This window comes from Syntrophorhabdales bacterium, assembly GCA_035541455.1.
In the GTDB taxonomy this organism is placed as follows: Bacteria; Desulfobacterota; Syntrophorhabdia; order Syntrophorhabdales; family WCHB1-27; genus JADGQN01.
This window is the reverse complement of record DATKNH010000168.1, coordinates 1-20,225: the sequence shown is the minus strand read 5'-3', so window position 1 is coordinate 20,225 and position 20,225 is coordinate 1. Positions and strand designations below refer to the sequence as shown.

At 53.3% G+C, this 20,225-nt stretch carries 18 protein-coding genes; 10 read left to right on the top strand and 8 right to left on the bottom strand.

The features are described 5' to 3' along the window. Window positions 1-444 precede the first annotated feature (444 nt). From VMT71_18155 to VMT71_18140, 4 genes are all read right to left on the bottom strand, one after another. The gene (locus VMT71_18155; GenBank protein HVN25896.1) at window positions 445-807 is read right to left on the bottom strand and encodes a hypothetical protein; all 363 of its coding nucleotides are present in this window, start codon (window positions 805-807) and stop codon (window positions 445-447) included. A 124-nt stretch (window positions 808-931) separates the two neighbouring features. Beyond that, a complete protein-coding gene (pyrE, locus tag VMT71_18150; protein HVN25895.1) occupies window positions 932-1,489 on the bottom strand; it encodes an orotate phosphoribosyltransferase in 558 nt (185 codons plus the stop codon). A 188-nt stretch (window positions 1,490-1,677) separates the two neighbouring features. Continuing rightward, window positions 1,678-3,081: an amidophosphoribosyltransferase gene (purF, locus tag VMT71_18145; GenBank protein ID HVN25894.1), complete on the bottom strand. Its 1,404-nt coding sequence runs from the start codon at window positions 3,079-3,081 to the stop codon at window positions 1,678-1,680. Window position 3,082: 1 nt separating this feature from the next. Further along, complete coding sequence (locus VMT71_18140) at window positions 3,083-3,637, bottom strand: macro domain-containing protein (protein ID HVN25893.1); 555 nt, start codon at window positions 3,635-3,637, stop codon at window positions 3,083-3,085. Between the two features lie 181 nt (window positions 3,638-3,818). On the opposite strand from VMT71_18140, the gene recG reads away from it, so the two are divergent. After that, entirely contained in the window at window positions 3,819-5,915 is a 2,097-nt protein-coding gene (gene recG, locus VMT71_18135) for an ATP-dependent DNA helicase RecG (protein HVN25892.1), read from the top strand. A 163-nt stretch (window positions 5,916-6,078) separates the two neighbouring features. Here recG and VMT71_18130 read toward each other — a convergent pair whose 3' ends face one another. Both VMT71_18130 and VMT71_18125 read right to left on the bottom strand, forming a co-directional pair. Continuing rightward, window positions 6,079-7,065 (bottom strand): Tim44 domain-containing protein, encoded by a 987-nt coding sequence (locus VMT71_18130; protein ID HVN25891.1) that lies wholly within the window; start codon window positions 7,063-7,065, stop codon window positions 6,079-6,081. A gap of 75 nt (window positions 7,066-7,140) precedes the next feature. Then, window positions 7,141-8,061, bottom strand: coding sequence for a GGDEF domain-containing protein (locus VMT71_18125; GenBank protein ID HVN25890.1), 921 nt, complete (start codon window positions 8,059-8,061; stop codon window positions 7,141-7,143). An 86-nt stretch (window positions 8,062-8,147) separates the two neighbouring features. On the opposite strand from VMT71_18125, the gene VMT71_18120 reads away from it, so the two are divergent. Further along, window positions 8,148-9,305, top strand: coding sequence for an acetoin utilization protein AcuC (locus VMT71_18120; protein ID HVN25889.1), 1,158 nt, complete (start codon window positions 8,148-8,150; stop codon window positions 9,303-9,305). A 26-nt stretch (window positions 9,306-9,331) separates the two neighbouring features. Here the strand turns inward: VMT71_18120 and VMT71_18115 are convergent, their stop codons facing one another. Together VMT71_18115 and VMT71_18110 are read right to left on the bottom strand one after the other, a co-directional pair. Next, window positions 9,332-10,885, bottom strand: coding sequence for a 4Fe-4S dicluster domain-containing protein (locus VMT71_18115; GenBank protein ID HVN25888.1), 1,554 nt, complete (start codon window positions 10,883-10,885; stop codon window positions 9,332-9,334). A 78-nt stretch (window positions 10,886-10,963) separates the two neighbouring features. Next, on the bottom strand, window positions 10,964-11,845 hold the full coding sequence (locus VMT71_18110; GenBank protein HVN25887.1) for a DUF362 domain-containing protein: 882 nt from the start codon (window positions 11,843-11,845) through the stop codon (window positions 10,964-10,966). Between the two features lie 127 nt (window positions 11,846-11,972). Between VMT71_18110 and aspS the strand changes: the two genes are divergently transcribed. From aspS to VMT71_18070, 8 genes are all read left to right on the top strand, one after another. Then, on the top strand, window positions 11,973-13,724 hold the full coding sequence (gene aspS, locus VMT71_18105) for an aspartate--tRNA ligase (GenBank protein HVN25886.1): 1,752 nt from the start codon (window positions 11,973-11,975) through the stop codon (window positions 13,722-13,724). Window positions 13,725-13,736: 12 nt separating this feature from the next. After that, entirely contained in the window at window positions 13,737-15,545 is a 1,809-nt protein-coding gene (locus tag VMT71_18100) for a cache domain-containing protein (protein HVN25885.1), read from the top strand. 82 nt (window positions 15,546-15,627) lie between these two features. Further along, the gene (locus VMT71_18095) at window positions 15,628-16,902 is read left to right on the top strand and encodes a 3-isopropylmalate dehydratase large subunit (protein HVN25884.1); all 1,275 of its coding nucleotides are present in this window, start codon (window positions 15,628-15,630) and stop codon (window positions 16,900-16,902) included. Beyond that, window positions 16,899-17,393 (top strand): 3-isopropylmalate dehydratase small subunit, encoded by a 495-nt coding sequence (locus VMT71_18090; protein ID HVN25883.1) that lies wholly within the window; start codon window positions 16,899-16,901, stop codon window positions 17,391-17,393. The genes VMT71_18095 and VMT71_18090 overlap by 4 nt, the downstream gene beginning before the upstream one ends. A 4-nt stretch (window positions 17,394-17,397) precedes the next feature. Continuing rightward, the gene (gene icd, locus VMT71_18085; protein HVN25882.1) at window positions 17,398-18,543 is read left to right on the top strand and encodes an NADP-dependent isocitrate dehydrogenase; all 1,146 of its coding nucleotides are present in this window, start codon (window positions 17,398-17,400) and stop codon (window positions 18,541-18,543) included. After that, a protein-coding gene (prfB, locus tag VMT71_18080) for a peptide chain release factor 2 (GenBank protein HVN25881.1) occupies window positions 18,540-19,653 on the top strand; the annotation gives its coding sequence in 2 pieces (ribosomal slippage) (window positions 18,540-18,608 and window positions 18,610-19,653; 1,113 coding nt in all). Before icd ends, prfB begins: the two co-directional genes overlap by 4 nt. Window positions 19,654-19,663: 10 nt before the next feature. Beyond that, window positions 19,664-19,900 (top strand): cell division protein ZapB, encoded by a 237-nt coding sequence (zapB, locus tag VMT71_18075; GenBank protein HVN25880.1) that lies wholly within the window; start codon window positions 19,664-19,666, stop codon window positions 19,898-19,900. Beyond that, window positions 19,900-20,225 (top strand): cell division protein ZapA (locus VMT71_18070; protein HVN25879.1); only part of this gene is annotated, 326 nt, incomplete at its 3' end. The genes zapB and VMT71_18070, both read left to right, overlap by 1 nt.

The following is a 20,225-nucleotide window of genomic DNA, read 5'->3' as shown; positions in this document are numbered from 1 at the left end:
TACGAAGACATGAATATGAAAGAAATAGCTGAGCTTCTCAAGATAACCGAGTCGAGAGTCTCCCAGATACACTCACAGGCGCTCTTAAACCTCAGATCGCGCTTCAAGCACAGCCCCGGTAATTAATTACAGCTCCTAGCGGCACAATAGATGCCCACGGGCAAGCCCGTGGTACTTGGAGCACGCGTTCGCGCGGACCGGTCATGCATTCCTCACGCTTGAGAGCGTGGTCCTCTGCTGGCTCGACCCCGGGGCATCTATCTAGCGAGCACGCCGAGCGAGAGGGGGAGGCCGGGTACCCGCTTGCAGGTGATGGCTTTGCCGCCGGAGGGGGCGACGCGAGCCCCGGAGGTGGTAAAGAAGCCGTCTGCGTCCGTAAAATAAGCAGGCGGGCTAAAAGCTTCTGTTTGGCTTTAGCAAAAAATCGAAGTGGATCTGAAACCTTCAGTATAACTGGTGTGCAGAATGGTTCTCTTCGTCCTTCTCGCGGTCTTCGACCAGGCGCACCCACTCCACCGAATTCTTGTTGATCGCTATGAATCCCACGTGGATGTCGGCGAGCTTGGCCTCTTCCTTGGCATCCGAGAGAACCAGGAACTGCCGTTCGTCGTTAATGGCATCGCTCACACGATTGAGATGGATCGGAACAAAAAGATCACCCCGATAGACCTTGTCCCGGCCCTTGAGGCGAACCTTGACGAATTTCCCTTCGGGACCGCCCGCCAGATTGGAGTGGCAGTGCTTGCAGATGCGAGCATCTCCTCTGATTGTTTCCGCGCAATAGGGACAATCCTTCATGACTTGCATGTAATGTCTCCTTCCCGCAAAGATACTCTACTCCCGATACTATCCTTTAAGTTATCGGGAGAACGTCACACTGCTTAAGTCCGACGAGCGTGACTGAAGTGCGCGGCTCAATAGGCTACCACCTTTATTTGATTTCTCTTACATCGTTAAGAGTGAATATGCGTTTGTAGTTGTAACCTTTTGACTCTATTACTTCTTTTCCTCCTTCAAGCCGATCAAGAAGCACGACAAGGCCTACGACCTTGAAGCCCTCTTTTTCTGCGATGTCTATGGCTTTGAGGGAGGAGCCGCCGGTTGTGACTACATCCTCCAGTATTACAACGTTCATGCCTTTTTGAAGGTTCTTGCCCCCCTCAATCCAGAGGTTGCTTCCATGCCCCTTCGGTTCCTTGCGGATGAGAAAACCGAGGATAGGGTCTGAGGCTGCGTAGGAGACCATGAGCGTGGCGCAGACCAGCGGATCGCCGCCTATACTCACGCCGCCAACTGCCTGGGCATCCGGTATCTGGCGCACGGCATTGTACATGAGGTGGCCCACAAGGTACATACCCTCCGGATTGAGAGTCGTCTCTTTGCAGTCGATATAGAACGTGCTTTTTTTGCCGCTGGTTAGAGTGAAGTCGCCTTCTTCATAGGAGAGTTTTTTCAACAGTCTGAGCAGTCTTTTCTTTTCTTCCTCCATATGGCACCCCCAGTAAAAGATAGAGTTAAGGTTTAGAGTTTAATGTTTAAAGTAAGACACTTAAAGATATAATAAGAAACTATATGATATTTAAAGATACACACGTTTTCCCCATACCGCGTCGTCTGAGAGGCAAGCAACCTTAAACCTTAAACGTTAAACTTTACTCTTCGTATTTATTGCGGTTTTTATTTCTTGTCCTGTACAAACAACTCCATCTGCTCCAGTTCCATACCCCACGGGAAACGCAACGGGTAATGCCCCGAAAAGCAGGCGTCGCAGAAGTTGTAGCTGAAGGAGTCAGCCCCGTTGCCTATTGCTCGTTTAAGGCCATCGATGCTCAGGTAAGAGAGCGAGTCGGTGGTCATGTACGTGTTGATCTCCGCCACCTCGTGGGAGGAGGCGATCAATTCCCTTCGGCTCGGGGTGTCGATGCCGTAGAAGCAGGGGAAGCGGTAAGGAGGCGAGGTCACCCGGAAGTGTATTTCTTTTGCCCCCTGCTGCCGTAACATCTTGACTATCTTCCGGCCTGTGGTAGCCCTGACGATGGAATCGTCTACCATCACGATCTTCTTGCCTCTCACGGTCTCGTGATCTGCGTTGAGCTTCAGCTTGACGCCGAAGTGGCGTATGGAGTCTTTAGGCTCAATGAAAGTTCTTCCCACGTAATGATTTCTGATCAACCCCATCTCGAAGGGTATGCCGGCTTCCTGGGAATAGCCTATGGCAGCGCTGATGCCGGAATCGGGTATCGGTATCACCATATCGGCATCAATCGGGTTTTCTCTCGCCAGTTCCCTCCCGAAAGCTTTTCTTACGCCGTAGACCGTTCTTCCAAACACATCACTGTCAGGTCTGGCAAAGTAGATGTATTCGAAGATGCAGAAATTCGGCGGCGCCTTTTTGAAAGGTTTAATAGACCGCGCGCCACCCTCTTTGGTGATGTGGAGAATCTCGCCGGGCTCTATTTCCCTGAGGTAGTTGGCTTCCACGAGGTCAAAGGCGCAGGACTCACTCGCCACCACAAAGGAATCTTTCAATTTCCCGAGAACGAGCGGCCGAAATCCGTACGGATCCCTCACGGCGATCATCTCTTTCTCGGTAAGAACCAGCAGCGAATAAGAGCCCTCTGTGCGGCGGAGCGCACTGATAAGGCGTTCCAGGGTTGAGTTCTCGTGCGACAGAGCTACGAGGTGGACGATTACTTCCGTGTCCATGTTGGACTGGAAGATGGAACCGTAATTCTGAAGTTCATCTCTGATGATCTTGGCATTGGTGAGGTTCCCGTTGTGTGCGACCGCGAGTGGTCCCTTCGCGTACTCGACAACAAATGGCTGTGCATTCTTGATGTCGCTCGACCCCGCTGTGGAGTACCTCACGTGGCCTATAGCCGAGTTTCCCCTGAGTTTCTCAAGCGTCGATTCATCGAAAATGTCAGAAACGAGCCCCATTTCCTTGTGTGAATAAATGTTGTAGCCGTCAGAACTGACTATTCCAGCGCTCTCCTGGCCGCGATGCTGAAGGGAATGCAGTCCGAGATATGCGATATTTGAAGCTTCGCTGTGATTGAAAATACCGAAGATGCCACACATGTTATTTTCCCTGCCCTATGTTTTCAAGTTCATTTTCGAAAAAAGTGATGATCTCTGCGTCCATGAGGCAAACAATGATCTCTTTGAGAGTGGTTTTTTCTGACGCGGTGAAAGAGACAATCTCGCTGACGATGATACGGGCGCATTCCGCTTTGGGAAAACCGAAAATACCAGCGCTGATGGCGGGCATAGCAAGGCTTTCGAAACCCCGGTCTGTAGCCAGCTTCAGCGAACTACGTACTGCTGACCTGAGCTTGAAGACCTCGTCACCTTCGCCCCACATGGGACCCACGGCATGAATGACGAAGCGAGCCTTCAGATTGCCGGCGCCTGTTATGGCCGCTTTACCCACAGGAACAAAGCCCACCTTATTGCTCTCTTCCTGAATGACCTTCCCGCCTTTTCTCACGATGGCACCGGCCACTCCTCCGCCGTGCTGGAGCCGTGAATTGGCGGCATTGACAATCGCGTCGACGCGGCACTCAGTGAGGTCTCCTCGCACAACGCGAAGCTGAATCCCGTCTACCGTCACCTGTTTGAGAGTTTCCATATACATGGGGCTTGTGTTGCCCCCTCCACCGCACACGCAAGCGGGTTCCCCGCCGTCGGAGCCGGTCCCTCCCGCTCGCCGTGCTCGCTAGATAGATTTCCACGGGTCTGCAGAAATCTATTGATGGGCTTTGTCTAGTTCCAACTGTGCGTTGACTACATCTGTATTGTAATATAAAATCGCCGCAATGGAAATAGGCACCCCCCCAGCCGGTCGAACGTCTATTGGTCACGTCAAAGGCGTAGGGCCCAAAGTTATCGAGATGTTTCAAAAACGGGGCATACATTGCGTGGAAGATTTGTTCTACTTCTGCCCTGCTCGCTATGAAGACAGAAGACTGGTTAGGGAGATTGGATCCGTCAGGGAAGGTGAGCGGGCAACGCTTCTCGGGAAAGTGGTGGCATCCAAGGAACATTTCTCTAAAGCTTCCCGCAGGCGATTGCGCACGGCTCTGCTTGATGACGGCACCGGCAGCATAACGTTGAAGTGGTTTCATTTTATCCGGCAGTACCTTCGGACATTGTGTAGAAAAGGTTCACTCCTCCTGGTAACAGGTGATGTCAGGCGTTACGGCGAGACGCTGGAAATGGTGCATCCTGACGTTTTTCTCGTGGAAGATGAAAATGATCTCGGCGAGCGGCAGGGAGTGCTGCCCATCTATCCTCAGATTGAAGGACTCAAACAGGGAACGCTGAGACGAATTATCAGGGAGGCTTTTGACGAGTACGGGTCCCGGGTGCATAGCTCCATTCCTTCTGTCATCGAGAAAGAAGCAGCGCTGCCCGGCCTCCGCGAAGCCTTTGCCGCCCTTCATTTTCCAGATGAGACAATCCTTAACGAACGCTCGCAAGAAGAGTTCCGCAAACGCCTTATCACTGAAGAGTTCTTTCTGTTCCAGACAGCCCTTCTCCTCAAAGGCCGGCAGATGAAAAGGGAAAAGGGCATCAGCGTGACGGGCGGAGGCCCTCTGTTTAACCTCTTTAAGGGCAATCTTTCCTTTTTGCTGACCTCGGCACAAGACAGGGTGCTGGAAGAGATTACCCTGGACATGAAAAGGCCTCAGCCCATGAACCGACTGCTCCAGGGGGATGTGGGGTGCGGGAAGACAGTCTGTGCAGTTGCTGCGGCATGCGTTGCGCTGGATGGCGGCTACCAGGTCGCCTTCATGGCACCAACAGAAATCCTTGCTGAACAACAGTATCTTACGATCCGCCGGAGCTTCGAGGCGTTAGGGCTTCGACCGGTCCTCTTAAGGGGCAGCATGAGCCGGCAAGAGCGTGTGCCTCTGCTCAAAGGGATTGAAGAAGGCACGATCCCGATCGTTGTGGGCACGCACGCGTTGCTTCAGAATGAAGTGAGATTCAAGAACCTGGGGTTTGCGATCATAGACGAACAGCATCGCTTCGGAGTGCTGCAACGCAAGACGCTCATGCAAAAAGGGATGAACCCTGACACGCTGGTGATGACTGCCACACCGATTCCGCGAAGCCTAGCAATGGTAGTTTTTGGCGACCTGGACGTCAGTGTAATTGACGGAATGCCGGAAGGCAGACAGAAGATTGTGACCCGGATCTTCAACGAAGCAGGGCGGGGCAAAGCGTATAAGACGGTTGCGCAAGAACTCCGCGCAGGCAGGCAGGCGTTCTTTGTCTATCCTCTGGTTGACGAGTCGGACAAGGCAGAATTGCTTGCAGCGACCAAGATGGCGTCGCAGCTGAAAGAAACTGTGTTCGCTCAGTACCGGATAGGCCTGCTGCACGGCAGGATGAAGGCTGAAGAAAAGGAGGAGATCATGCTCTCCTTCAGGCAAGGCAGCATCGACATACTCGTGTGTACCACGGTAGTCGAGGTGGGGATCGATGTGCCGAATGCAACCGTGATGCTCGTGGAGCATGCAGAGCGGTTCGGGCTTTCTCAACTCCACCAACTGAGGGGTCGTATCGGTAGGGGATCCCATCCCTCAATCTGCATGCTGATTGCCGGATCTCGCCAGACGCCGGCCGCAAAGCGAAGGCTCAAGATAATGGAAGAGACTCAAGATGGATTCCGGATTGCTGAGGAAGACATGAAGATACGCGGGCCGGGGGACATGTTCGGCGTCCGGCAAGCCGGCTTACCGAAATTCAGAATGGGCGATATCCTGCGAAACGGAGACCTCATGGGACGTGCCCGCGCCATGGCAGATAACTGGCTTGCTGATGCACTGCCATCCGAAGTCGATCGTCTCAGGGAAGAGTCAACGCGAAGATGGGGCAAGAATCTGGAGCTGTACGAGGTGCTGTAAGCAGGCGCACGACATCAGACTCACGGCTAACGGAAAAAGGAGCAAGGCTGAACGCCGGGAGAGTGAGCCGAAGGCAGGCAAGCGTCGAGCGCTTACCTGGCGCGCCGTTCCCTGGCCGCAGCCTCTGGCCTTGGACCGTGAATCGTTTGCCTTCTTTCGTCGTTCAGTTCGCCTGGTTAATTGCTGACAGCTGCCACGGGTTGCTGCCCACGTTCCTCGTGAACGTCCAGTACTCTTGGAACTTTACCGGATCTGTCTTGCTTCCCGAGACAACCTGACCGCTGCTTTCGTCGACCACGTAGTCAAGAAGGTTCGCATAAAAGAGGACCGTGATATAGTCCTGGCCCTGTTCCTGCCACGCTTCTGTGATATCTACCGATCGAACGGCGATATTTTCGAGCCGGTTAAACTTCTTTTCAGACTTGAGCTTGTCGACGTCGGCCTGAATACTTCTGTACATTTCGTCGGTGAGCAGGCTCCTGACCGGCGCGACATCTCTTCCTGTCCATGCGCCCTGGATCTTGAAAAAGTAATCCATGCAGCTATCCCGGAACCTCTGCTCATCAAAGTAAGCATCCATCTGTCTGATATAGCGCAGTCCCTGTTCCGGGTCTGTGCTCGCAGGCGGTGCATCGTATGTCGGAGCAGTTCCGTATGAAGGTCCGTAAGACTGTTGATAACCGGGCGCAGCCGTCTCAGCGCTCTGGTAGTGAGCGTCACTCATGGCCGCTTCCCGCCTTCTTTTCATGAAACGGTAGACAAGAAAGAGTGCCACCGCGAGGAGTATGATCTCAAAGAGACCGACCCCGCCGCCACCCATACCCCCGAATCCCCCGAATCCAAGGCTTCGGAAAAGCAGACTGCCGAGAAATCCTCCGGCAAGACCGCCGAGCATGCCCCTGAAAAACCCGCCGCCCGCCGGCTGCTGGTAGGGTTGCTGCGGTGGCGGGGTAGGCCTAGCAGGACTGCCATATGACTGGGACGGCCCCGGTGAGGGCCTGCTGGGGCTACTGTATGACCTTGATCCCCGCGAGCCCATTGAGCTCCCTCCACCGACTCTCGCAATAGATTCCGCCTCAAGCACGTAACAGATCAGGAAGAAAAAGGCGAGCATAATAATAGTTGCTTTCACCCATCCGCTCTTTTTCATATACGCCTCCGTAATGAGCTATGTGTACATGCCATTGTACCACAGTCGGCCGGTTGTCAAAAAGCCCCCGATTTTTCAACTTGCGATTTTGTCGGATCCGTATGCAAGATCTAGCGCAGCCTGCTGATTCGCGGGTGTTTTAGAGGAATGGCGTCTTTGCCTTTTCTGTTTCTCGGCGTACATGGCGCGATCCGCCTGCGCCACGAGTTCTTCCAGCGTTGTGGGCTGTCCGGGGTCAAACTCGGCAGAGCCGGCACTCATGGCCAGGACGTACGGGCGCGCTTTTCTGAGATTAGCCAGTATGCATCTCTGATGGATACGGTTGATCATCGCATTGGACTGTGAGCCGTCGCTCTCCACCGCGAGGATGACGAATTCATCGCCGCCGATCCTTGCGATGATGTCAGACTCCCGAAAGACCTGTCTTAGGATGTCAGCGGCCTCAATCAATGCTGCGTCACCCTCCATGTGTCCGAATTTGTCATTGATGCGTTTCATATTATCCAGATCAGCGTACATCAGGAGCAGTCGGCGCTTGTTGCGGCGTGCCAGTTTGAGCTGATGCTCGCCCATGGTCAGGAGACCCCGTCTGTTGTATAGCCCTGTCAGCTCATCAGTGAGAGAGAGCGCGCGAAGCTGCTCTTCAGCGTTCTTGCGCTGCGCAATTTCCTCCTGGAGTGACGCCTGTATCTCCTTCTCGTGTCCGTTCTGTGTTTTTCGTGATATGATCACGAGATAGGCAACCGGGACTAAAGCAAGGGATACGAGGGTGGCGAAAAAGCAGCCGAGAAGGGAAAGAAGGTCGGCAAGTGGTATATGAACCCTTCCCGGCCCCGTCGACTGAAATACCGCCGCTGCAAACGGGACGGCCATGACCAGAAGAGCGGGTGCGGTCCAGATAACAGGTTTTCTGGTAGAGAGACCCAGCTTTCGAAAAAACAGGAGGGTTGCCAGCTGAAGCACCAGGCTAATGGTAAGCGCACATATAACGTACATGTAAAGCTCCGACTGCAGTGCTTGCAACCCTCGTGCCATGCGAGGTGAGCTTCTTTAGGCGATGACAAGAGCAGTGGATATCTAGTATGCTATACGGACAAATGAAAGCCGACGACGGACTCGACGTTCTTATCTATTCGCTGGACCTTTCCAGAACAGAATACGGTCAGAATCATCCCTTCAAACCGTTGAGAGCGAAGCTTATGGTTGAACTGCTCAACCGGTTCTATCTGCTCTTCGAGGACAACCAGAAGATTGTGGAGCCGGAGCCGATTGATGAAGATCTACTCTGTCTCTTTCATGAAAGGCAGTACGTAGACGTACTGAAGAAAGCTGATGCAGGCGAATTTACGATGGAGATGCTCTGGGCGGAGATCGGGACAGGTGACTGCCCAATCTTCGCCGGTATGTTCGACTTTGTGCTCAGAGTGGCAGGCGCCACATACAAGGGCGCGCAGATGCTCCTCAATGATAGCGCTCGGATGGTGTTTAATCCGGTGGGAGGACTTCATCACGCAGGCAGGGATCATGCGGAGGGCTTTTGCTACGTCAATGATATTGCAATCGCCGCTACCGACATGGTGCGGCAAGGAAAGAGGGTGGCGTATCTCGACATAGACGCCCACCACGGAAATGGGGTACAGGACGCATTTTACGATAGCGACAAAGTATTGACGATATCGCTCCATGAATCGGGAGAGACGCTCTACCCCGGTACCGGTTTTGAAAAAGAAATAGGGACAGATGCGGGCAGGGGCTATAACGTCAACATACCGTTCAAGGCGGGCACGGACGACGAAGTATATCTCTTTGCCTTCGAAGAGGTTGTGCCGCCACTGATCAGGAGATTCAAACCCGACATACTGGTAGCGCAGGTCGGCGGCGACAGTCACAAAGATGATCCTTTGGCAAACCTCAATCTGACCAGCAACGGTTACAAGGGGATTATAGAGAGGATGAAAGAGTTCTCAGCAAAGCTTCTGGTGCTGGGCGGAGGAGGCTACAACGTTTTTAAGACAGCGTCGCTCTGGACCCTTGCGTGGTCAACCTTGTGCGGGCTTGTACCCGTTGACCAGTATGTGGGGCGAGTCGGCGGCATGATGTTCGGACCCGAGGCGGATGCGGGCACCCTGGATGACCCGCCTTTCGTAATACAGGGGCCTCAGAAAGAAGCATGCTTCGAGCAGGCGCGGCGTGTGGTTACGTATCTCAAAGAGACAGTCTTTCCCATCCACGGACTGTAGTATCGATTCATCTTCAAGCTACACTTTCAGATTTTTCTCTTTACCTTCGCGAATACTTCCACGGCCGCTTTCTCTTCCACCGGGCAGACATATTCGCATATACCACAGCCGGTACAGAGATTCTCGACTATGTAAGGCTTCTTGAGAACCAGTTTCTTGCCTGCGTAGTCGTTCTCCTCAACCGTTTCAAACCGTATGGCCTTGTCTGGAATAGGGCAGTGTTCTTCGCAGACCATGCAGTTCAGCTTCTTTGCGTATGGAAGACAATGGTTCTTGTCGAAGACCGCAAGGCCGAGCACGGCTTTCTTTTTCTCATCCAACGGCAGGTTCGGTATAGCCCCTGTCGGACAAACCTGCCCGCAAAGGTTGCAGTTGTATTCGCAGTAGCCGAGGCGTGGAATGACAATAGGAGTGAAGAAGCCGTAGAGACCTGCCTGCAATGAGGCAGGATAGAGTGCATTCCTGGAGCAGACCTTCATACACTCTCCGCAGCGCACGCACTTTCTTAGGAACTGATCATCTCCCGCAACACCGGGCGGCCGCAGAAGCTTGGACTCGTTTGCGGGATGCTTGAAAGCAAACAGCCTCGGGAGAAGGAAACCCGAAAGAGCCCCCGTCAGCAGCACCCTACGAGTGGAAGAAAAGGCCGGGCTCGGTCCCTTGAACATGGCGGGGCGGAACTTTACACGATTGAAGCGACATCTGGCGTGGCACTCGAGACATCTGATGCAGTTACTCTTCTGGAGAACCTCACTGTCAAACGCGGTGGGGCAATGCTCTTTGCAATCGCCGCAGTCTGTGCAGAGTCTGGCCGGAAGCCTTCTGAAGATGCTGAAATGGGCCACCAGGCCGAGCAAGCTCCCCAGGGGGCAGAGATTCTTGCACCAATTGCGCCGCTCATAGCGTTCAAGAAAAAGGATGGCCGCAAAGAGGAGGAGCGACAGGAATGCCAGCGGGTAAAATGTCTCCCGAAAGGGAAGCAGATAGTTCCTGAGAAAGGTATAGCCTCCATCGAGGACGTCCCTGTGGTCACCAAGAAGACTGTAAAGGCCTACCCAGCCCTGACGGAAAAAGTAACCGACTAAAGGATAGAGGAAGAACGTGAGAAATCGTATGAGGAGCGCCATAGGGTCCATCAAGCCTGCAAGGTTCATGCGGAAAAGGGCTGCGAAGAGAAGCAGTGCGAGGAGGTAATATTTGAGATTTCCTCTGAGCAATAGAAGAGGCGCGGTTTTACGAATCCTGCCGCTTACCAGATCGAGCAGCGTCCCCAGAGGGCAGACCCAGCCACAGAAGAAGCGTCCGAGAACTGCCGTGAAGATCAGTGTAAGAAGTCCTGGCAGGAGCAGCCATGTAAATGCGCCACTGGCCAGAAAGAAACTTACCAGGACGAGAGGATCGGCCCGGAAGAAACTATTGACGGCTACGGAGATTTCATCCTGGCCCCGATAATCGGTGATGACAAAGAGCACGAGAAAAAAGGCGAGAAAGAGCAGTTGGGAGATTCGCGCGGTGGTGATCTTCAGAGGCCGTTGCGAGTCTCGGGTTACGGGTTCCGGGTTGGAGACCTTGCGCGTCATAACTCTTTACTGCCCGTCTTTCTCAACTGACCTGGTCCCTGAAACCACATGCAGTCCTGTAACACGCAACTCGTAACGTTAAGCTTTTATCAGCTTCACTTTAGTCAAATCAATCTCTCCCAGTCCCCGCTTGTGGGCGGTAACTGTTATGGAGATTTCTGTGGGTTTGATGCCGAAAAGACCTGTTGCGTAGGCGTCGGCAGCGACCATATCGGTTGAGGCGATCAACTTGTTAAGGACCTTTACGTCGTTCAGGCTTCCTCCTGAGGGACCATGATTGGTGAGGATGCGCGTTGCGTCGACGATGACGAGATGGGTCTTGACCGTACTGTTCACATCGGCCAGGGCCTCTTCAATATCCCTGTGGATGTACCCCCGGTTTCCGCCCATGATGCCCATTACGTTCTTGCAGCCGAGAGTGAGCCTGGTCAGGCTATGGTGCTTGGCGATAGGAACGCTGATAAACACATTCGCTGAAAGAGCGTCTGCATAAAGCTCCCATTCCTTCAGCGCTACGCCGTTGATCTTTGTCTTTTTGTAACGCTCTTCTTCCATCTGTTTTACTTCAACGTTCTCAATGCCCTTCAGGGCGGCCGGTATCCCGCTGTTCTCGTATGACCTTCTCGGCTCATTGCAGGGATTGTCGAAAACCTTGACTCTCTTTGCGCCGGCCTTCAGACACTCTTCGGCAATTGTCTTCATGACCATCGGGTGTGTGGTCGCCGCAAATTCGGGCTTTCTGTCCCAGCCCATATTTGGCTTCACTACCACGATGTCCCCAGCCTTGACGAAGCGTTTGATCCCGCCGAGTGCATCAATCACACTTCTTGTGATCTGCGCATAATCCTTTCCCTCTGAAACGGCAACCACTGAAGGTTCCTTCGCCCAGAGATTTCTGGCAAGCCAGTTGCCCGCCAGAAGAGAAGAGCCGCAAAGCTTTAGGAAGTCTCTCCGTTTCATTCATGCACCTCAGGGGTTACATTATAAACTTCCCTTTACTGCTTTGCAATCGCCAGATCGTTCGGGCAGCGACCTTGACTAACGTGGGGTTTCACCTATATAATAATAGGCTTTATCGGGGGCAATCATGCGACATATTATGTTCGGAAAACTGTCATCGAATGACATTGGCAAGGTAGTTTCTCTCGCAGGATGGGTCTTCAGGCGGCGAGACCACGGTGGGCTCATTTTTGCTGATCTCAGGGATGTGACCGGCGTCGTACAAGTTGTGTTCTCCCCGGAAATCGCGCCAGAAGCCCACGCTGCGGCTCATGAAATCAAGCACGAATACGTGATCAGGGTCGAGGGGAGTGTTTCTCGAAGGCCGGAAGGAACGGAGAACAAGGATCTCGCAACGGGAGAGATAGAGGTCTACGTCAAGACCCTCGAAGTACTCAACACCTGTAAACCGCTTCCCTTTCAACTGGAGGAGGACGAGGAGCCCAACGAGTCGCTGCGTCTCAAGTATCGTTATCTTGACATGCGCAGGCCGCAGGTGCAGAAGGTTTTTGTCGAACGCAGCCACGCCACGCAGGTGCTGCGGAACCACCTTGTGTCCCAGGGTTTCTTTGAAATTGAGACGCCCTTCCTCACGAAAAGTACGCCTGAGGGGGCGAGGGATTTCATTGTGCCTAGCAGGATGAACCTTGGCGAGTTTTACGCACTGCCGCAGTCACCGCAACTTTTCAAGCAGATCCTGATGGTAGCCGGATTCAACAGGTATTTTCAGATAGTGCGCTGTTTCAGGGATGAAGACCTGAGAGCAGACCGACAGCCAGAGTTCACGCAGCTTGACCTCGAAATGAGTTTTGTGGATGTGGACGACGTCATCTCACTCAGCGAGGGCGTCATAAAAGCCGTGTTTGAGGCGCTGAAGGGTGTGCCGCTCGAAACGCCTTTCAGGCGCATGGATTTCGAAGAGGCCATGGAGCGTTACGGAACGGACAAACCGGATTTGCGTTTCGACCTCCCCATGGTTGAACTCACGCACATCTTCCGGGATACCAATTTCGGTGTTTTCAAGAAGGTTGTCGGAGACAAGGGCGCCATCAAAGCCATAGCATTGCACGGTCGGACTCTCTCAAGGAAAGACCTCGACGATGCGGTGGATATGGCCAAGGGCATGGGCGCGGGTGGTCTCATCTGGATGAGAAAAGACTCAGGAAAGCTTCAGTCGCCGATCGTGAAGTTCCTCTCGGAAGAGGAAACAATGAGCGCCGATCAGGCGTGCGGGCTTAATGACGGCGATGTGCTTTTTATCATGGCTGACGCCAGAGATAAGGTGAATGAGTTGATGGGCAGGTTCCGCCTCTATCTGGGGACAAAATATGATCTGATCCGCAAAGACTTGTTCTCCTTTCACTGGGTGGTCAATTTCCCTCTCCTTGAGTATAGCGCCGAAGAGAAACGGTACGTGGCGCGTCACCATCCTTTTACATCTGCGAAGGAGTCCATGGTCGGTTTCTCCGGTGACTTGAGCTCGATCCGGGCCAAGGCATATGACCTCGTGCTGAACGGTGTAGAGATCGGCGGCGGGAGCATCAGAAATTTTCGCAGTGACGAACAGAAGGCTATGTTCCAGCTTCTCAAGATCGACGAGGAAGAGGCGGCTCTTCAGTTCGGCTTCCTTCTGGAAGCGCTGGAGATGGGTGCGCCACCCCACGGAGGCATTGCGTTTGGTCTTGACCGCATCCTCATGATGCTCATGGGGCTGGAGAGCATACGGGATGTTATTCCTTTTCCCAAAACGCAGAAGGGCACGTGCCTTCTGTCAGGCGCGCCGGCGAAGGTTTCACAGAGGCAGCTCAATGAATTGAAGATCAGGACAGTCAAAGAGTAGAAGGGGGAGGCAGTGAAGAAGAGCAAAGGCTTTATCTTTAAGAATATCGTTAAGAACACGAAGTATCCCCTGATCGACGTGGAGCAGCCGGAGCTTTTCCGCAATATATTCCCGTTCACTGAAATGGTGCGGGTCAACTTCGACCACAAGATAGAACTGATCGATCCGCCTGAAGATATCTATATCACGGACACGACCTTCAGGGACGGTCAGCAGGCGAGGCCGCCCTTCACAATACAACAGATCGAAGATCTTTACGATTTTTTGCACCGCCTTGGCGGTCCTCACGGCGTTATCAGGCAATCGGAATTCTTTCTCTACACGGATAAGGACCGGGAAGCAGTGGAGCGCTGCCTTGAGAAAGGCTACAAGTACCCTGAGATTACCGGGTGGGTAAGAGCCAACAAAGAAGACTTGAAGCTGGTGAAGGAGATGGGGCTTCGGGAAACGGGCATACTGACGAGCGCCTCTGATTACCATATTTTTCTTAAGCTAAAGAAGAACAGGTCGGCCGTGTTTAAAGACTACATAAAGGTAGTCGAAAATGCGCTTGAACATGAAATTATCCCGCGCTGCCACTTTGAAGACATAACCAGAGCAGACATATACGGTTTCTGCGTACCCTTCGCGCAGGCACTGATGACCATCTCTGAAGATGCGAAGGTGCCTATCAAGATCAGGCTGTGCGATACGCTGGGCCTCGGCATCACCTACCCCGGAGCGGCGCTTCCCCGGTCTATAGGAAAAATCATCAGGGCAATGATTGACGACGCGGGTGTTCCTTCAGAAAACCTGGAATGGCACGGACACAACGATTTCTACAAAGGATTCACGGGCTCGGTAAGCGCCTGGCTCTATGGCTGCACTTTTGTCAACGGCACGTTGCTCGGCATAGGGGAGCGTACCGGTAATACGCCCATAGAGGGACTCATCATGGAATACATTTCACTTGCGGGCGACGACAACGGGTGCGACACAACAGTCATTACCGAAGTAAAGAACTATTTTGAAAAGGAGATAGGGCATCATATACCGAGAAATCAGCCCTTTGTGGGTTCTGATTTCAACGCGACCTCCGCCGGCGTGCACATTGACGGACTCGCCAAGAACGAAGAGATTTATTCGCCTTTCGATACCAGGAGGATTCTCAACAGGACGCTGACTATCAACATTACGGACAAGTCGGGCCTCTCGGGCATTGCCCACTGGATCAATGCACACTTTGCGCTCACGGGCTCGAGTAAGGTAGAGAAGACCCACCCCGGTGTCGCAAGGATCAACAAATCGATCGTGCAGCGGTATGAGCAGGGAAGGATCACGTGTATGTCGGATGAGGAGATGGAGCATCTGGTGCGCCGTTATCTTCCTGAGATATTCCCGTCCGAATTCGACATCTTGAAGAAAAGAGCCTTTGACATGGCCGCTCACCTCATTGAACGCTTCATCGAGGACGCGGACATCAAGAGTATGAACCCGGAGAGGCAGGAAGCCGCACTGAAAGGACTCGTGGAGGAATTCCCCTATGTGCAGTTCGGCTATGTCGTCAACTCCGAGGGGGTAAAGGTGACGCGGAATATCACGCAAGTCGTTGATAAAGCAAAGTACGCGAAGATAGACCTCCACGAAGACTTCTCTGATAGAGAGTGGTTCATAAGCCCCATGAAGACGGGGAAAGTGAGCGTGACGACTCTTTATACGTCCCGTATTACCGGCGCCCTCTGTGTGACGGTTTCGGGACCGATCCGGGATGCAGGTGGCGAAATTCTTGGAATTCTCGGACTCGACATACGGTTTGAAGATTTAACGCGTGCCGAGGAGTAATCATGGAAACCCCGATTCGTATTTATGTGGAGACCGACGCAGCGATAGCGCAGCATCCTGTAAGGGCAACGAAGGTATACGCATGATGGCGAATCGGGGCAAGACACTTGCGGAAAAGATATTGAGCGACAAGAGCGGACTCGACGCGCGGCAGGGTCAATCAGTGATAGCCCGGGTGGACAGAATACTGCTGCAGGATGGCACCGGCCCCCTTGCCACCAGAGAGTTCCGCACTATAGGGTTCCGGAAGCTTTACAACCCCGAAGGGGTTAATTTTTTTATCGACCATGCATCACCGAGTCCCCGTCTGGAACTCTCTAATGACCATCTCGTGATCCGGAAATTTGCTCAGGAGTTCAGTGCACGAGTCTACGATGTGGGAGAGGGCATTTCGCACCAGGTCATGGCTGAAGCGCACGTAGCGCCGGGCGAAGTGCTGATCGGTACCGACTCTCATACCTGCACCGGTGGTGCGCTCTCTGCCTTTTCAACAGGTATGGGCTCCACGGACGTAGCTGTCGCCATGGGCCTGGGGGAGACATGGTTCAGGGTACCGGAGACGCTGAAGTTTGAACTCTCCGGAGCCTTCCAGAAAGGCGTGTTTGCGAAAGACTTGATACTATCGATCATTGGTATGATCGGCGCCGACGGGGCTACCTACAAGTCTATGGAATTTGCGGGAGATGCGGTGCGGCACATGAGCATGCAGGAGAGGCTCACGATTTCCAATATGGCGGTCGAAGCCGGCGGAAAAGCAGGCCTCTTCCCTTCCGATGAGATCACCCGTCTGTATCTGAAGGAGAACGGCAGGGAGAACGCGTATAGTGCGTTCGAGCCTGATACGGACGCAGTGTACGAGAACGTGTTTCGCATCGATCTCAGTTCTCTCCGACCGACGGTGAGCCTGCCCCATCAGGTAGACAATACGATGGCGGTAGATGATGCTTCTCTAAGGGATAGGCGCGTTGACCAGGTCTTTATCGGGACCTGTACCAACGGCAGAATTGAGGATCTGCGCATTGCGGCAGCAATCCTGCGAGGAAAGAAAAAAGCAAGAGACGTAAGGCTCGTTGTCTGTCCCGCGTCAAAAAGAGTATACGCACAGGCGCTTGCTGAAGGCCTGTTCACGGGACTTCTCGAGGCAGGCGCGGTTATTCTCCCGCCCGGCTGCGGACCGTGCATAGGGGTCCACGGGGGAATTCCCGGGAATGGTGAAGTTACCGTCTCAACAGCCAATAGGAATTTCTTAGGAAGAATGGGCAATCCGGATGCTGAAATTATCCTTGCCTCGCCCGCGACAGCAGCGGCCTGCGCCCTCTCAGGGAAACTCGCTGACCCACGGGAGGTGATGGGATGATATTGAAGGGCAGGGCATGGACCTTTGGCGATAATATTTCGACCGACCAGATTATACCGGGGCGGTTTTTCCACCTCAGATCTAACCTGGATGAGCTTGCCAAACATGTGTTCGCGGATATCGCGCCCGGTTTTCACGGGAAGGCAGCGCATGGCGACATTATTACAGGCGGGCAGAATTTCGGACTCGGCTCAAGCAGGGAGCATGCGGCTATCGTCATCAAACGGGCCGGGATAAGCGCTGTGGTGGCAAAATCTTTTGCTCGGATCTTTTACAGGAATGCCATCAATGTGGGTCTTGCAGTAATTATTTGTGATGTTGGTGATGTTGATCAGGGAGACGAGCTGGAGATCCGCGTACATGAAGGACTCCTCATAGACGTGACAAAAGGTATCGAAAAGCAATTCAGCCCATTGCCTGCGATTATGCAGGAGATCCTGAACCAGGGTGGGCTTGTCAACTACATCAAGGAGCAGGGAGGCTTCCGCTAAGGTGATGGAGAGTATACCCATCCTCTACATCCAGGGAGATGCGGTCGGCGCAGACATCTGGGCAGCCTCGCACGAAGTCTTCGAAGAGGCAGTGCGGAAAGCTTACGGAGGCTCAAAGCGCATCGAGTGGACAGAACTCGTGGCGGGCGAAAAGGCCCTCGCCACGGAAGGGGTCCTCCTGCCGGAGAGCACGCTTACCCGTATTCGGGAACAAAAGGTTGCGTTGAAGGGTCCGCTCACCACGCCGGTCGGCGGCGGTTACCGCAGCATCAATGTCTACCTGAGGCAGCTGTTTGACCTTTACGTGTGCGTGCGGCCGATCAAGCATTTTGACGGGCTACCCAGCCCTCTCAAGCACCCGGAGCGCGTCGATTTGGTCATCCTCCGCGAGAACACGGAGGACCTTTACAGAGGGATCGAGTGGGAGGAGGGGAGCGAAGAGGCAAAAAGCATGCTCGCCTTCCTCAGAGAGCGGGAGAACGTGGCTCTTCCCGATGACTCGGGCCTGGGGATAAAGCCGATAAGCAAGAGCGGCACGAGGCGCTTCACGAAATGGGCCATTGACTACGCAATCAGGAACGGAAGAAGGGCCATCACTGTCGTGCACAAAGGGAACATCATGAAGTATACCGAAGGTGCCTTCAGGAAGTGGGCCTACGAGGTGGCGCACGAGCATACCGACCAGCTTACATTTCATCACGCAGAGGGAAAGATCCGGTTCAACGACAGGATCGCCGATAATATGTTCATGCAAGCTATACTGCGTCCCGAGGAGTATGACATTCTGCTCTGCCCGAACCTGAACGGCGATTATCTGTCTGATGCATGCGCTGCGTTGATCGGCGGACTGGGAGTGGCGCCCGGTGCCAATATAGGGGACGACATTGCGATCTTCGAACCGACCCACGGCAGCGCCCCTAAATATGCGGGCAAGGATATGGTTAACCCCACATCATTCATGCTTTCAGGCTGCATGCTCCTGCGCCACATCAATCTTCCTGAAGCAGCCACTCTTATAGAACGAAGCCTCGGTGAAACCATAAAAGACGGTTTCATGACCTACGATCTGGCACGCCAGATGGACGGGATACAGCCGGTCTCATGCTCCAGGTTCGGCCGGGAAGTATCGGAAAGGATAACAACAACGTGATAGAAGATGTAAAAAGCCGCATAGAGGCCCTCCAGCAGAGAATGGACACCCTCCGAGGGTATCTTTGACCTCGCTGCAACCAGGAACAAAATCGAAGCATGTGATGAAGCGATAGCCAAGCCTGATTTCTGGGAGGACCAGGAAGAGGCGCAGGCTACCCTCAAGGAGCGGGCCCGTCTCCAGGCAGAAATAGACGCCTGGGAGGCCAAGGAGAAGGACCTTGAGGAGATTACTATCCTCCAGGACATGTTCAAGGAAACAAACGATCCGCAGGATGCATCAGAGCTTGTGGAAAGAGTCGAAGCGCTGGACAAGTTGCTCGGCCGCTATGAGATCGAGCGTATGCTCAGCGGCGAGGCGGATAAAGAGAATGCCATAGTCTATATTAATGCGGGCGCCGGTGGCACCGAGGCGCAGGATTGGGCGGAGATGTTGCTCAGGATGTACCTCATGTGGGCTGAGAAAAAAGGTTTTGAGACCCAGGTCGTAGACATCCTGCCGGGGGAGGAGGCAGGGATAAAGAATGTCACCTTTATTGTGTCGGGCCCGAATGCCTATGGGTATCTGAAGTGCGAGTCCGGCATCCACCGACTGGTCCGTGTTTCTCCTTTCGATGCCAATAACAGAAGGCACACTTCATTTGCGTCGGTATACGCCTACCCGGAACTCCCCGAGAACGTGCAAGTCGACATTAAAGAGGAAGATCTCAGGGTGGATACTTTCAGGTCCAGCGGCCCTGGCGGGCAGCACGTGAACAGGACTGAATCCGCTATTCGTATCACCCACATTCCTTCAGGTATCGTCGCGCAGTGCCAGAATGAGAGATCGCAGCATAAGAACAGGGCTATAGCCATGGCGATCCTCAAGTCGAGGCTCTACGAACTGGAGAAAAGAAAACAGGAAGAAAAGATGGCTGCCTTGAACAAGGAGAAAAAAGAGATAGCGTGGGGCAGCCAGATTCGTTCGTATGTACTCCACCCCTACAAGCTGGTAAAGGATCACAGGACAAAACTGGAGGAACACAATGCGGAAAGTGTACTCAACGGGGAGCTTGACTCGTTCATGAAAGCATGCCTTTTGTACTTGACTTTTGAGCAGAAAAGCGATTAATTACTGAGAAATGGAAGGGCTTTTCGGCGATAACAAACTTGGCGAATTGGAGGAAAAAATAGATGCGCTTGTGTCAAGTTACAAGGGCATCAAGGGGGAGAAGGAGAAGCTGGCAGCCAGGATTGGTTCTTTGGAAGTAGAGAATCGGGAGCTGAAGCAGAAGATGGCGGAGATTCAAAGTGAAAAAGAGATTGTCATGCGCAAGGTGAAAAGCATTCTGGAGAAAGTGGAGAAGATAGAAGGGTGATGGGTAAGCAGGACGGACAGGACCGAAAGGGCAGGCAGGACAGAAAAGTTGAGGTAAACATCCTGAACCAGGTCTACACGTTTGTCGGAGAAGACGAGCAGCAGATTGTTAGGGCGGCTGAGTTTGTAGACGCGAGAATAAGAGATGTTATAAAAGATTACAGCATTGTCAATACTTTGAACGCTATGATGATGGCCATGATGCGAATTGCAGCCGAGTATCTGGAAGCGAAAGACAAAGTAGAAAAAGTTGAAGATCATACGCGGAGGCTCTTGCACAAAGTTGAAGAGTTAGATGTACCCTGCGGTGTGCGTGATAGATGGCA